The 14,167-nt window shown below is 43.3% G+C and carries 8 protein-coding genes; 5 read left to right on the top strand and 3 right to left on the bottom strand.

The window, feature by feature from the left end:
* Nucleotides 1–18: 18 nt before the first annotated feature.
* Complete coding sequence (locus DTQ70_RS07815) at nt 19–1,782, bottom strand: DNA polymerase III subunit gamma/tau (protein ID WP_122930292.1); 1,764 nt, start codon at nt 1,780–1,782, stop codon at nt 19–21.
* A 203-nt stretch (nt 1,783–1,985) separates the two neighbouring features.
* On the opposite strand from DTQ70_RS07815, the gene DTQ70_RS07820 reads away from it, so the two are divergent.
* The gene (locus DTQ70_RS07820) at nt 1,986–4,550 is read left to right on the top strand and encodes a T9SS type A sorting domain-containing protein (RefSeq protein WP_122930293.1); all 2,565 of its coding nucleotides are present in this window, start codon (nt 1,986–1,988) and stop codon (nt 4,548–4,550) included.
* A 161-nt stretch (nt 4,551–4,711) separates the two neighbouring features.
* The gene (locus DTQ70_RS07825; protein WP_122930294.1) at nt 4,712–6,820 is read left to right on the top strand and encodes a peptidylprolyl isomerase; all 2,109 of its coding nucleotides are present in this window, start codon (nt 4,712–4,714) and stop codon (nt 6,818–6,820) included.
* Between the two features lie 415 nt (nt 6,821–7,235).
* On the opposite strand, the gene typA is transcribed toward DTQ70_RS07825, so the two are convergent.
* Nucleotides 7,236–9,050, bottom strand: a complete 1,815-nt coding sequence (typA, locus tag DTQ70_RS07830) for a translational GTPase TypA (protein ID WP_122930295.1) — start codon at nt 9,048–9,050, stop codon at nt 7,236–7,238.
* Nucleotides 9,051–9,332: 282 nt separating this feature from the next.
* On the opposite strand from typA, the gene DTQ70_RS07835 reads away from it, so the two are divergent.
* On the top strand, nt 9,333–11,183 hold the full coding sequence (locus DTQ70_RS07835; RefSeq protein ID WP_122930296.1) for a CocE/NonD family hydrolase: 1,851 nt from the start codon (nt 9,333–9,335) through the stop codon (nt 11,181–11,183).
* Between the two features lie 145 nt (nt 11,184–11,328).
* Here DTQ70_RS07835 and queG read toward each other — a convergent pair whose 3' ends face one another.
* The gene (gene queG / locus DTQ70_RS07840; protein WP_122930297.1) at nt 11,329–12,279 is read right to left on the bottom strand and encodes a tRNA epoxyqueuosine(34) reductase QueG; all 951 of its coding nucleotides are present in this window, start codon (nt 12,277–12,279) and stop codon (nt 11,329–11,331) included.
* A gap of 50 nt (nt 12,280–12,329) precedes the next feature.
* On the opposite strand from queG, the gene DTQ70_RS07845 reads away from it, so the two are divergent.
* Both DTQ70_RS07845 and DTQ70_RS07850 read left to right on the top strand, forming a co-directional pair.
* The gene (locus DTQ70_RS07845; RefSeq protein ID WP_122930298.1) at nt 12,330–12,746 is read left to right on the top strand and encodes a lysozyme inhibitor LprI family protein; all 417 of its coding nucleotides are present in this window, start codon (nt 12,330–12,332) and stop codon (nt 12,744–12,746) included.
* Nucleotides 12,747–12,786: 40 nt separating this feature from the next.
* Nucleotides 12,787–14,052, top strand: a complete 1,266-nt coding sequence (locus DTQ70_RS07850; protein WP_122930299.1) for a dipeptidase — start codon at nt 12,787–12,789, stop codon at nt 14,050–14,052.
* Nucleotides 14,053–14,167: the final 115 nt, after the last annotated feature.

The following is a 14,167-nucleotide window of genomic DNA, read 5'->3' on the forward strand; positions in this document are numbered from 1 at the left end:
TATACTCTAAAGTCTTCTTTAAAAATCAACATCCAAACCAAGGAGTCGCTGGAGTTCGAGAAGAGAGGGGTTTTTCTCAGCTAATGTATTGAACTTTTCGAGCGGTGTATAGGGATTACGCTTTACTTCGTTGGGCGCAATGCGGTACGAAATTTGAATTTGCCGATTTTTAAGATGGCGACGTAAATACCCCAGCAATTCGGGTTTCACGTCGTTGAGCAGAACCTCTTGGTGTAAGTTGTCTAAAATTAATTCAATCGTAGTTCCCTCAATTTTAAATTCACGATTGAGCATAATTTGCTCGCTGACAGCACCCCCATTTTGCTCACGAAAACGAGAAAACGCGTCCCATGTTTGTTGAAGTTCTTCGGTTGTAAAAGACTGGTCTTCCCAAGTTGCAGGCACTTCTGCCGCAACTGTAGGAGTTTCTTTGGTTTTTGTGACTGGTTTTGTCTCCTCTACTGGCTGGGGCTGCGCAGAGATATTGACCGTAGAACGGAGTTTTCCCAAAGCGCCTGGTAAGCCGTTTTGAGGGTAGGGAGGGGGAGTTTCTGCCGCAACACTTGGACTTGGAAGGGAGGCAACGGGTTTAGGAGTAGCAGCTTTCTGAACAGTTACTGGGGTATTTTCGGTCAGACTAGGCTTTTTTTTTTCGTCGCCCGACAGCGTATTCAAATCCAGAACTTCAGGGATTTTTGCCAGTTTCATCAGGCATATTTCCACGTGCAGTCGCTGTTGTTTAGCCGCTTTGTAATTTATATCGCATTGACTTCCAACACTTAGTGCAGAAAGTAGAAACGACACTGAAGCCCTTGCCGACTGGTCTAAATATTTGTTTTTAGCCATTTCGGATACTTCGAGCAGCTGAACTGTTGCAGGGTCTTTGGCTACCAGCAAATTACGGAAATGCTCCAGCATCCCTACCACAAACAAGTGCCCGTCGAAACCTTTTTTGATAATTTCATTAAAAATTAACAACGTTTGTGAGACATCACTTGCAAGCAGGGCATCCGTCAATCGGAAATAATAGTCGTAGTCGAGAATGTGGAGGTTTTCGAGAACATCTTTGTACCGAACAGTATCATCTGTCGAAAAGGTGACATTTAAGTCAAACATCGAAAGGGCGTCTCTAAGCCCTCCATCCGCTTTTTGGGCGATGAGTTCGAGTGCCTCCCGTTCGGTCGAAATACCTTCTTTTTGGGCAATGTGCTCAAGATGATCGGCAATGTCGCGTGGTTGTATGCGGTTAAAATCAAAGATTTGACAACGCGACAAAATCGTTGGGAGTATTTTATGCTTTTCAGTGGTTGCCAAAATAAAAATGGCGTAGCTCGGCGGTTCTTCCAACGTTTTTAGAAAAGCATTAAAAGCCGACGACGAAAGCATGTGCACCTCGTCAATGATGTATATTTTGTACTTTCCCGTTTGGGGCGGGTAGCGTACTTGGTCAATCAAGTTACGAATATCATCCACGGAGTTATTGGAGGCAGCATCCAATTCGTGAACGTTAAATGAAGCATTGTTTTGAAAAGCCACGCAACTTTCGCACTCGCCACAAGGCTCAATCTCGTCAGTAAGGCTCTGACAGTTAATGGTTTTGGCCAAAATACGGGCGTTGGTTGTTTTGCCCACGCCACGTGGCCCACAAAACAAGAAAGCTTGAGCGAGGTGGTTGGTACGAATGGCGTTTTTGAGGGTAGTCGTAATGTGTGACTGCCCAACAACTGAGTCAAAAGTAATGGGGCGATATTTCCGCGCCGAAACTACAAAATTGTCTGCCATGGCCGCAAGTTAGCAAGAGCGACGGTCAAATCAAACAGAAAAATGCCCGCTAATTTCTAAAATAGGGTAAATCAGGAAGTTAACAAACCCACAAAAAATATTGAAATACCATTAAAACCGAGACTGATTGATTTGTCGGTTTGGCCTTCATGCGGCAAATGCGTAATTTTGCAGCTTTTTCGCAGTAACCTATTCATTATCGAATGCCAAAGCCCTACTTTAACGGAGTGTTTGGGAATTTGAGTCGCCATTGTGTAAGTGTGGTTGTCTTTTTTCTAGCCATCATACCAGCATTTTCTCAAGTAACCGTTAGTTTTCCAACATCTCGCATTGTTTTTCAACGCTCACAAGCCAATAAGGCATCGTTTGTTGTCGCAGGGACGTACAAACAGTCTATTCCAGAACGAGTAGAAGCTGCTTTGACGCCCATCCATACAGGACAGGGAACGCCCACAGGTTGGCAATTACTTGAAAATGCACCCGTAGGTGGTGTTTTTTCAGGAGAAATTTCAGCAGAAGGAGGATGGTATAAACTCGAAGTACGTCTGATTCGAAATGGACAAGTGGCCGAAATGACCGAAGTTGACCGCGTAGGAGTAGGTGAGGTGTTTGTGGTTGCAGGCCAGTCCAATGCACGTGGGATTCAAAACTATGGAGCTTCGGGAGCAGTAGATGACCGAGTGAGCTGTTTTAATTACTTAAATTCCAATTTTGAACCGAATGAGCTGCCACAACCCACTTTTTCGCACTTAAATGCCGATAGTTATATTGCACCTTATGGATATTCTGCTTGGTCGTGGGGGATATTGGGCGATTTGTTGGTCAAAAGGCTCAACGTCCCTATTTTATTTTACAATGCTGCTTTGGAAGGTACGACAAGCCGTGCGTGGCGCGAAAGCCTCTACGGAAATGCAAGTAATCCGTACGTGGGTGGTTTTTATGGAAACCAATTGCCTTATTCCCAACTTCGGGTGACACTTCGCGAATTTGCGAGTTTAACGGGAATTAGGGCTATTTTATGGCATCAAGGAGAATCTGATACGGGCTTTAACATCCCCGAAGATGAAATTGTGAGTAATCTCCAACAAATTATTGGACAAAGTCGAAATGATTTTGGGCACAACCTTAGTTGGGTAGTATCACGGGTTTCATTTAGCGAAAAGGGAAGCAATGCTTCAGTCATTAATGCGCAAAACCGAGTTATAGGGTCGGTGTATAATGTCTTTGCAGGGCCAGTTACTGACAATATTCAAATTCCTCGACCTGACGGCGTTCACATGCAAGGTGCTGGGTTGAATTTGTTGGGAGAAGCATGGAACAATTCACTCACCGATTCGTTTTTCCAAAGCTCACAGCCTCGGAATCCCTTCCCAATACCTACCTTTAAAGTAAGTTGTGCGGGAGAAAATCGGGTAAAGTTATCCATTCAAGCAAATAATTATCCTGAAGTAAATTGGAACCAAGTGGGAGGAGGTTCGCGAGAAATTACGGTTGAGAATGGAACATATCGGGTAAAAGTGAGGGATTTTAATGGAAATTTTGTGTATTCTCCTACGGTCGAAATTAATCAGCAGACGTTTGAGGCTTTGCCAAAACCAGCGATTCCCATCATTTCGGTGAGTGGAGGTACTTCTTTTTGTGAAGGAGATCAAATTACGCTCTCAGCACCCGAAGCCTCAGCGTATCAGTGGAGCAACGGCTCCAACGGCCGAACCATCGACGTATCTGAGACAAATCAATATACCGTACGAATAAAAGATGCAAACGAGTGTTGGTCTGGGCCTTCAGCCGTTACTTCTACGGTGAAAAATCCTCGACCATCTGTCCCAACCATTATTGCTAAAGGGCCGTTGGAATTTTGTAATGATAAAAATGTCGTGCTAGAGATTGAAAATGGGACTACTCTTTCAACGACCAATAGCTTTTTGTGGAATTCAGGGCAAAATGCCACGTCCATTACTGTTCGTGAATCAGGACGTTTTTCTGCAAGAACAGTCAATCAATACAATTGCTTCTCTCAGTTTTCGGTTCCAGTAACAGTAACGGTGCATCCTACTCCCGAAACTCCCGTTATTTCGCCAAGTGGTTTGGTGCGGTTTTGCGAGCGTGAAGCCGTGACTTTGTATTCTAACACTTCCTCATCCGTACTTTGGAATAATGGGGCAACTTCATCCAACCTACTGGTTCGGCAATCGGGCAAATACAGTCTCATCGCGACTAATGAGCACGGGTGCGTCTCTGCTCCGTCGAAAGAAGTTGAGGTAGAAGTAAGCCCCATCCCTGCACAGCCAAGCATTGAAAAAATGGGTAATTATATTCTAAACGTGAAAGGGGATTATTTATCAGACATTCAGTTTAGGTGGAATTATGGGGCAGAAGAAACCATTACTGCAGAAAAATACCTCAAAGCCCAAAAATCAGGACCATACACCGTAACGGCTTTTTATTTCTTAGAACCAGGCAGGGCTTGTTCATCCCTGACTTCTGAACGTTTTGACTATGTTTTGGATGTGTCGGGCAATGGGGTGAATGTGTATCCTAATCCAAGTTTAGATGGGGTTTTTCTTTTGGAAAGCTTTGAAGATTTGACCGACGTAAAAATGCAAGTAATGGATTTGAATGGGAAATTGATACTCGAACAAGAAACTCCTTTGTTGTCAAATTCACAACCACTTCGACTAACGCCGCTGCCGTCGGGCACATACTTGCTGAAAGTCCGTAGTTTTGGTAAGCCAATCTTTACCAAAAAACTGCTTGTAATCCGCTAAAAACAAGAAAACCTTGGCACGAAAATTGACAAAGAATGAATCAATGTTGGAATGTACCAGTAAATGATGTTATTTTGCGGGTCAATTTTTGGAAACCCTTTCTTTTCCTTAGAACATTTAATTAAACAATTAACTTTAAACTTAATAACGCGCAAGCAACTATGGCGTTAATCAACAAAATCAGGGAGCGATCAGGTATTGCGGTAGTGGTTATTGCCGCCAGTTTGATTCTATTTATTGTCGGAGGTGACATTTTAGGTTCGCAGGCATTGTTTGGAAACAATCAGAACGTCGGCGAAATCGCAGGTGAAACCATTAGTTACAAGGATTTCCAACTCAAATTAGACCAAGCCCGTCAGGCGTTTGAAGCTCAAAGTGGTCGTGCTGCGACCGAACCAGAACAACAAAGCCTTCGTGAGCAGGTTTGGAATCAGTACATCATCGACTATGCTTACAAAAAAGAATACGATGCGTTGGGTCTGAAAGTAAGTAGCGACGAGTTAGTGGATATGGTACAAGGGAACAATGTGAGCCCAGCCGTTCAGCAGTCATTTACAAACCCTCAAACGGGTGTTTTTGACAAAACTCAAGTGATTAGCTACCTTAAAAACCTTAAAAACTTGCCAGTAGAGCAACAACAAGCTTGGCAAAATTTTGAGAAGAGCTTGGCCGAAGATCGTCTTCGTCAGAAATACGAAAACTTACTCCGTGTAGGAAGCTACGTAACACGTGCTGAAGCAGAGAAAGAATACCAAGCGCAAACGGCTAAAGCGTCACTTCGCTATTTGTACGTACCTTATTATTCTGTGGTTGACACAACAATTAAGGTAACCGACTCGCAATTGCAAGATTATTTGGCCAAACACAAAGACGAATACAAAGGCTTCGACTCTCGTACGATTCAATACGTAACTTTCCCAATTATTGCTACCAAAGAAGATAGCGTGGAAATGTACAATAAAATTAAAGAGTTGGCGCGTGGATTGGCAACCGCTACTAGCGATTCAACTTACGCCCGCGTGAATTCGGACGTGCCTACAAAACTTTATTGGTCATTCTCAGACATGCCAGATCAGTTGAAGTCGGCAGTGAAGACGTTTATTCCAGGTAGCGTAAATGGCCCTTACCGCGAAGGAAATACGTATTTTATCTATAAATACGGCGGTACTAAAATTGACACAGCTTATACAGCACGTGCCAGCCACATTTTGATTCGTACGCAAGGAACAAGTGATTCAGCAAAGGCAGAAGCACGTACCAAAGCAGCAGATTTGTTGAAGCAATTGCAAGGTGGTGCTAATTTTGAACAATTGGCCACTGCAAACAGTGCAGACCCAGGTTCAGCACAGCGTGGTGGTGACTTAGGCTTCTTCAGTGAAGGTGCCATGGTGAAGCCATTTAACGACGCCGTATTTGCAATGAGTGGTACAGGTTTGATTGGTCGTTTGATTGAATCAGATTTTGGTTTCCACATTATTAAAGTAACGGAGCCTAAAACGAACGTTCTTTACAAGATTGCGGCAATTGGTAAAACAATGACGCCAAGCCAAGCAACGCGTGATGCGATTTATGCGAAAGCTGACCAATTCTCAATTGAGTCGAAATCAAAGACAGCGTTTGACGAGAACGTGAAAAAAGACAAAGGCTTGCTTGTTCAAACGGCAAACCGTATCCCAGAATCGGCAAGTAATATTAATACGATTCAAAACGCGCGTGAAATTGTTCGTTGGGCATTTAACGATGATACAAAAACTGACCAAGTTTCTCCAGTGTTTGAAACAGACGAGCAATATGTAGTGGCTATTTTGACGGGTAAGTCATCAAAAGATAGCCCTTCTATCAATGATTTCCGTGACGAACTTACTTTGAAAGTCCGTAACGAAATCAAAGCAGAGCAAATCACAAAGAAATTGAGCGGTATCCAAGGTGGAACGCTTGAGGCAATTGCCCAAAAATACGGTGCAGGTGCATTGGTAGAAGCTGCAAATGAAATCTCATTGGCGACAGGATTCTTAACAAGCGCTGGACTTGACCCAATCGCGCTTGGCAAAGGTTTTGGTTTGAAAGTTGGCAAGAAGTCAAAAGTATTTACGGGAGAGAACGGTGTGTTTATCATGGAGAAAGTTTCTGATACGCCAGCACCAGCAATTGCCGATTACTCAATGTACAAAGCCAATTTGCAATCAAAGAACCTCCAAGCAAGCTACTTGTTGAATGAGGCAATCCGCGAAAATGCGAAAGTAGTAGATAACCGCGCGAAATTCTTCTAAGAAAGAATCAGCCAAAATCATAAAAAAACCTCGCTTGAGAAAGCGAGGTTTTTTTATGTATCTATTTTTAGCATTAATGTTTGTGCAGAGCCAACGTGTTAGAAGCATCCAAAAAGCCTCGGCAGAGGCGCAACATTTGTAGGCAACGTTTGTAGATTAATCAAACGTTTTAGAAGCATCCAAAGAGCCTCGGCAGAGGCGTAACGTTTGTAGGCAACGTTTGTAGATTAATCAAAAGGTATTAGAAGCATCCAAAAAGCCTCGGCAGAGGCGCAACATTTGTAGGCAACATTTGTAGATTAATCAAACGTTTTAGAAGCATCCAAAAAGCCTCGGTAGAGGCGTAATGTTTGTAGAAAAAAAGAAGGCAGACCCGCGAAGGTCTGCCTTACAAGTATTTGTTCTATTGCTAGAACTAAGCCATTTCTAGCTCTTTAGAGTTACGTTTACGCTCGTTTTCGTCGAGATATACTTTACGAATGCGAAGTGTTTGTGGCGTTACTTCAAGGTATTCATCTTTTTGGATGTACTCCATTGATTCTTCCAAAGAGAAGTTGATTTTAGGAGCAATACGCACGTTGTCGTCCGAACCAGAGGCGCGCATGTTGGTCAACTTCTTCGTTTCTTGAAGGTTTACCACGATGTCACCTGGGCGGCTATGTTCACCCACAACCATACCCATGTAAAGGTCTTCGCTTGGGTCAACAAAAAACTTGCCACGCTCTTGAAGACGGTCAAGGGCATAAGGAGTAGCTGGGCCTGTTCCTTTTGAAATGATAGAGCCGTTGATACGTCCTGGGATTGGGCCTTTGTGAGGCTCATACGACTTGAAACGGTGCGAGATAACGGCTTCCCCTTGCGTAGCTGTCAATACATTGGAACGAAGTCCAATCAAGCCACGAGAAGGAATGTCGAATTCCAAGTGTTGCAAATCGCCGCGTGGTTCCATCACGAGCAAATCACCTTTACGTTGCGTAACAAGCTCAATCACTTTACCCGCTGTTTCTTCAGGAACATCCACTACCAACATTTCGATTGGTTCGAGGCGTTGTCCGTTGTCGTCTTGCTTGAAGATAACTTGTGGCTGGCCTACTTGCAATTCGTAGCCTTCACGACGCATGGTTTCAATCAATACCGACAAGTGGAGAATACCGCGACCAAACACCAAGAATTTATCTTCGCTGTCGAATGGCTCAACGCGCAAGGCAAGGTTTTTCTCCATTTCTTTGAACAAACGATCGCGTAAGTGGCGAGAAGTTACAAATTTGCCTTCTTTACCAAAGAAAGGAGAGTTGTTGATGGTGAACAACATGTTCATCGTTGGCTCATCAACGGCAATACGCGTGATTGGCTCTGGGTTTTCGTAAAGAGTGATGGTGTCACCGATTTCGAAATCTTCCAAACCTGTTACTGCACAAATATCTCCCGAAGAAACTTCCGTCACTTTCTGACGACCAAGACCTTCAAAAACCTGAATTTCTTTGATACGGTTACGTTTTACACTTCCGTCAGATTTGCAAAGACCTACTTGCGCACCTTCTTTGAGCGTCCCACGGTGTACACGTCCGATGGCAATACGACCAACAAACGAGTTATAATCAAGAGAAGTAATCTGCATTTGAGGCTCTCCGTCGTTGAAAGGAGCCGCAGGGATGTTTTCTACGATGACATCCAACAAGTGTGAAATGTCTTCGGTTGGTTTTTGCCAATCGGGTCCCATCCAACCTTGTTTCGACGAGCCGAAAACCGTTGGGAAGTCAAGCTGGCTTTCGTTGGCTTCCAAGTTAAACATCAAATCAAATACCGCTTCGTGAACTTCTTCAGGGCGACAGTTTGGTTTGTCAACTTTATTAATCACCAACACAACTTTTAATCCAAGTTGAAGTGCTTTGCTCAATACGAAACGAGTTTGAGGCATTGGACCTTCAAAAGCATCCACCAAAAGCACTACACCGTCAGCCATTTTAAGTACGCGTTCTACTTCTCCTCCGAAGTCGGCGTGGCCTGGGGTATCTATGATATTAATTTTAACGTCTTTGTAGCGTACTGATACGTTCTTAGAAACAATCGTAATGCCTCGTTCACGTTCGAGGTCATTGTTGTCCAAAATGAGGTCGTCAAACTGCTGGTTCTCACGAAACAGCTTCGAATAGTGGATGAATTTGTCCACCAAAGTGGTTTTACCGTGGTCAACGTGCGCAATGATGGCGATGTTGCGGATGGATTGCATTTGTGTTTTTGTTAGTTGTTTTGCCTTAACAATTAATCGAAAGAAAGTCAGTGATTAACAATTAATTATGGCTATGAAAAAAGACTCGCAAAGGTAAGTTATTTTATTGACAAACTCAGTTTATTACAATATTATCTCTTTAAAGAACTGGAATTTGCTAGTTTTTTATTTGAATAATACAAAATATAAGAAAGGTAATAAGCCAAGGTAGTCATTTCAATATCGCTGGCCTTTTTCTTTACCAGCGTTTTGTCATAATTTTGCTCAAAACCAATTAGTTCCATGAAACTTTCCTTTCTTGCCCTGGCGGCGTTTTTAAGTGTGGCCGCACAAGCCCAAAACTTTGTGAAAGACAACTACACAAAACTTGACAAACAGATTACGATGCGGGATGGTGTAAAGCTTTATACCGTCATTTATGTACCTAAAGACAGCAGCCAAAAATACCCGATTATTATGGAGCGAACGCCCTATTCGGCGGGGCCTTATGGAGAAACCAATTACCCAGGAAATGGGCCTGGTCCAAGTAAATTGTTGTCAGAAGAAAAATACATCTTTGTAACGCAGGACGTGCGGGGGCGCTACATGAGCGAGGGTTCGTTTGAAGAAATGACACCCCATAAGTTTGACAAAAAAAGTGCGAAAGATACCGATGAAAGCACTGATACCTACGATACGGTAGAGTGGCTCCTTAAAAATATCCCTCGTAATAACGGTCGGGTCGGCATTACAGGGATTTCGTACCCAGGTTTTTATGCCTCGGCCTCGCTGCCTGATGCGCACCCAGCCATTAAGGCCGTTTCGCCTCAAGCGCCTGTTACTGACGAGTTTATAGGTGACGATGCCCGCCACAATGGGGCTTTTTTCTTACTGGATAATTTCAATTTTTTGAGCTACTTTGATGCGCCACGGACTAAGCCAAGTGCCTCATACACAGGATTGTTTGCGAATCGAACAAAGGATGCTTATGACTTTTTCTTGAAGCTAGGGCCTCTAAAAAATGCCAACGGTGCAGCTTATTTTAATAATCGGGGTAAAATTTGGAACGAATACCTTCAGCACGAAACGTACGATGATTACTGGAAATCAAGAAACATCCGTCCTGCGCTGAAAAATGTCAAACCTGCTACTTTGGTGGTGGGAGGATGGTTTGATGCTGAAGATTTGTTTGGGGCTTTGCGTACCTACGAAGCCATTGAGAAACAAAGCCCAACTTCCAAAAACCAACTCGTGATGGGGCCTTGGACGCACGGTGCTTGGTCGCGAGCTGATTGGTCGGAGTTTGGGCCGTTGCAGTTTGGTAGTAATACGGCTAAGTATTTTCAGGAAGAGCTTGAAACGAAGTTTTTTAATTATTACCTGAAAGATAAAGGAGAATGGAAAGCGGCTGAGGCGACCCTTTTTAATACGGGAACCAACGAATGGAAAACGTTTGAGACGTGGCCACCCAAAGAAAAAGTAGCAAAAGAGCTTCATTTTCAGGCGAATGGAAAATTGTCTTGGGAAGAAACAAAAGAAAAAGATGGCTTTGATGAGTACGTAAGCGATCCTGCCAAACCTGTTCCTTACACGGATGGTGTCTTTGCGCGTCGTAATAATCAGTACATGATTGAAGACCAGCGTTTTGCGGCTCGTCGTCCTGATGTTCTTACGTACGAAACTGAAGCGTTAACCGAAGATGTGACGTTTTCGGGGCCGATGACGGCGCACTTTTTTGCTTCTACGACGGGAACGGACGCTGATTTTATTGTGAAGTTGATTGACGTCTTACCCGAAGATGCGGCCAATCCAACGCCTAATCCTAAGAATTTAACGATGGCTGGCTATCAGCGGTTGGTTCGGGCAGAGGTGTTGCGCGGGAAGTTTCGGAATAGTTTTGAAAAACCAGAAGCTTTTGTGCCAAACCAAGTGACGGATGTAAAAGTGCGGATGCCAGATGTACTTCATACGTTTAAGAAAGGCCACAAAATTATGGTGCAAATCCAAAGTTCATGGTTTCCGATTGTGGATCGCAATCCGCAGAAATTTATGAACATAAGCGAAGCGGACGAAAAAGATTTTCAAAAAGCAACGATTCGTATTTACCACAGCGAAAAGCACGATTCGCATTTGCACGTGAGTACGATTAAGTAGCCAAACAGAGTTAATGGTTATTTGTTAACCGTTAATTGTGTTAGAGACTGTATAAAAATGGGTTTGATAAATTTAAAAGACCTTTCAAGTTTATTCTAATGTTTAGACCTGACAAGTTTTTGAAACTTGTCAGGTTTTTAAAAACCTATTCTTTTGGCGTAGTTACAAAACCAATATTACGTTTTAAGCCCTCCAGTTTTGTCCGTTTGACGGGTGAGCGGCGAAATACTTCTTGAAATACTTCCTGCGTAATTTCTTCCCAATCTTTTCGAGTAAACTGTGCCAAATCGGGATGAAGATTAAATTCAGGCGTTTGGTGGGGACGTGAAAACCGATTCCACGGACAAATATCTTGGCAAATGTCACAGCCAAAAATCCAGTTCTTGAACTTCCCTCGTACTTCTTCTGGAATTGCTTCTTTGAGTTCAATCGTAAAATAACTGATACATTTACTACCATCGACCACGTAAGGCTCCGTAATGGCGTCTGTAGGACAAGCATCCACGCAGCGCGTGCAGGTGCCGCAATAATCTTTAATGGGGGCATCTGGCCAAAGCTCAAGGTCGGATATAATTTCCCCAATGAAGAAAAAACTTCCCATTTGGCGGTTGATGAGATTGGTATGTTTTCCGACCCAGCCGAGCCCACTTTTTGCCGCCCATACTTTGTCCATCACGGGGGCTGAGTCCACAAAAACGCGGCCGTTTACCTCGCCTATTTCGCTTTGAATTTCTTCAATGAGGGCTTTGAGTTTGTCTTTTAACACAAAATGATAATCGGTACCGTAGGCGTATTTTGATAGTTTGAGGGCATTTTCGCCTTCATCTAACTGTTGTTCAGGGTAATAATTCAACAAAACGGAAATCACTGATTTTGCCCCTTCGACGAGTTTACGAGGGTCGAGGCGTTTGTCAAAGTGATTTCCCATGTAGTGCATTTGGCCATGATGATTTCTCAACAGCCACTGTTCGAGACGAGGGGCTTCTTCTTCCAAAAAAGTGGCCGTTGATATACCACAAAAATCAAAGCCAAGTTCTTGTGCTTTGGCTTTGATTAATCGGCTTCGTTCTTGCTGAACGAAATCGTTTGACGTCATTTATTTTCGTTTATTTGTAACGTACTCAATTTTCAAAAACCGTAACATCAATGAAATCGTATTGTTTCTTAGTCGTTTGCTTTTTATTTGCCCTTCCTGTCGTCAGTATGGCCCAAGACGAAACCGAAAAACACCCTATTGACATTGCTTTGGACAAATGTATGGATAAAAATCCTTCCACTCAGGGAATGGTTGGGTGTTTGGACGAAGCCTATAAAAAATGGGATGCCGAATTGAACAAAAATTACAAAGCGCTCAATTTGAAACTTAACGCCAAACAAAAGGCAGCTTTGCTTACCTCGCAGCGGAAATGGATAGAATACCGCGATTTGGAGTTTAAATTTCAGTCAGAATTGTATTCAACAATGGAAGGTACCATGTATCAGCCAATGGCCGTTGATAGCCGCCTCGAAATTGTAAAAAAACGAGCGCTGGATTTGAAAAGTTACTTGAACCTTTTTGAATAATAAATAACCGTTTTTTCCTGTCAAATCAACAAACTCCTACATGAAACACCTTATTATTACTATTGCAGCTTTGCTGTTTGTACAATTGAATGGCGCGGCTCAAAATCAAAGTTATCTCAAAGAAGTTGAGAAAAAGGAGATGACTGATGAGTGGTTTCGCAAAAAAGCCGACGAACTTGCCCACAAATACATTCTTACCGATGGCCACGTGGACTTGCCGTATCGTCTCAAAATCAAGAACTTCCGATTAGAGCGTGAATATCTGGGGATTCCGTTGAAAACTACCGAAGGCGATTTTGATTACGAACGTGCCAAAAAAGGAGGATTGTCGGCTCCGTTTATGTCGATTTATATTCCGTCGTCGTACCAACAAACGGGTGGGGCAAAAGAACTTGCAGACTCGTTGATTAACATGGTTCGCGGGATAGCGACAGCGCACCCCGACAAATTTGGTATTGTCACAACGCCTAAAGAAGCGGATGCCAATTTCAAAAAAGGAGTCATTTCATTTCCGATGGGGATGGAAAACGGCGCACCGTTACAAACCATTTCGGATGTGGCTTATTTCCGCAAAAAAGGCATCAGCTACGTAACCTTGACCCACGGTAAAGACAACCTCATTTGTGATTCGTCGTACGATACTACGCACACGCACAAGGGCTTGAGCGCTTATGGGCGAGACGTAGTCAAAGAAATGAACCGCGTTGGCATCATGGTGGACATTTCGCACGTTTCGGATGATGCTTTTTACCAAGCCATTGAGCTATCATCGGTACCAGTGATTGCGTCGCACTCTTCGTGTCGGTATTTTACGCCTACTTTCAAGCGGAATATGTCGGACGATATGATTAAGCTTTTGGCTAAAAAAGGGGGAGTGATTCAAATCAATTTTGGCTCCAGCTTTTTAGATGAAAAATACCGTCAACAAATTGAAGCTTTGCAAGATAAGTTTGGTAAAGCGCTGAAAGACAAAGGTATCAAAATGGGTACGCCCGAAGCTGACGAGTTTCAAAAACAATTCCAAAAAGAAAATCCTGTACTTTTTGCGGACGTAGAAACGGTTGCCGACCACATCGACCACGTCGTGAAATTGACAGGAAGTACCAAGCACGTGGGCATTGGGTCAGATTTCGACGGAGTAGGGGATAGCCTTCCTACGGGACTGAAGGATGTTTCTCAGTACCCTAACTTGATTTATGTATTGCTTAAAAGAGGTTATACCGAAAGTGATATTGCCAACCTCATGTATAAAAACGTATGGCGAGTGTGGCAAAAAACGGTGGATAATGCCACGGTCAGACGGTAGTCAGACCGCATTTATTAAGGTGAGATTAACACACATACGGTCTCACCTTTGTCATAGTCAGACCGTGTGTATGTTAGTAAAAAACCAGCAGCGAAAGCAACGTTAGCCCGCTGAG

This window comes from Runella sp. SP2, assembly GCF_003711225.1.
Taxonomy (GTDB): Bacteria; Bacteroidota; Bacteroidia; order Cytophagales; family Spirosomataceae; genus Runella.

Bases quoted from the DNA above. Each gene is read 5' to 3' on its own strand.
- DTQ70_RS07815 (WP_122930292.1), bottom strand. From the start codon at position 1,782: ATGGCAGACAATTTTGTAGTTTCGGCGCGGAAATATCGCCCCATTACT.
- DTQ70_RS07820 (WP_122930293.1), top strand. From the start codon at position 1,986: ATGCCAAAGCCCTACTTTAACGGAGTGTTTGGGAATTTGAGTCGCCAT.
- DTQ70_RS07825 (WP_122930294.1), top strand. From the start codon at position 4,712: ATGGCGTTAATCAACAAAATCAGGGAGCGATCAGGTATTGCGGTAGTG.
- typA (WP_122930295.1), bottom strand. From the start codon at position 9,050: ATGCAATCCATCCGCAACATCGCCATCATTGCGCACGTTGACCACGGT.
- DTQ70_RS07835 (WP_122930296.1), top strand. From the start codon at position 9,333: ATGAAACTTTCCTTTCTTGCCCTGGCGGCGTTTTTAAGTGTGGCCGCA.
- queG (WP_122930297.1), bottom strand. From the start codon at position 12,279: ATGACGTCAAACGATTTCGTTCAGCAAGAACGAAGCCGATTAATCAAA.
- DTQ70_RS07845 (WP_122930298.1), top strand. From the start codon at position 12,330: ATGAAATCGTATTGTTTCTTAGTCGTTTGCTTTTTATTTGCCCTTCCT.
- DTQ70_RS07850 (WP_122930299.1), top strand. From the start codon at position 12,787: ATGAAACACCTTATTATTACTATTGCAGCTTTGCTGTTTGTACAATTG.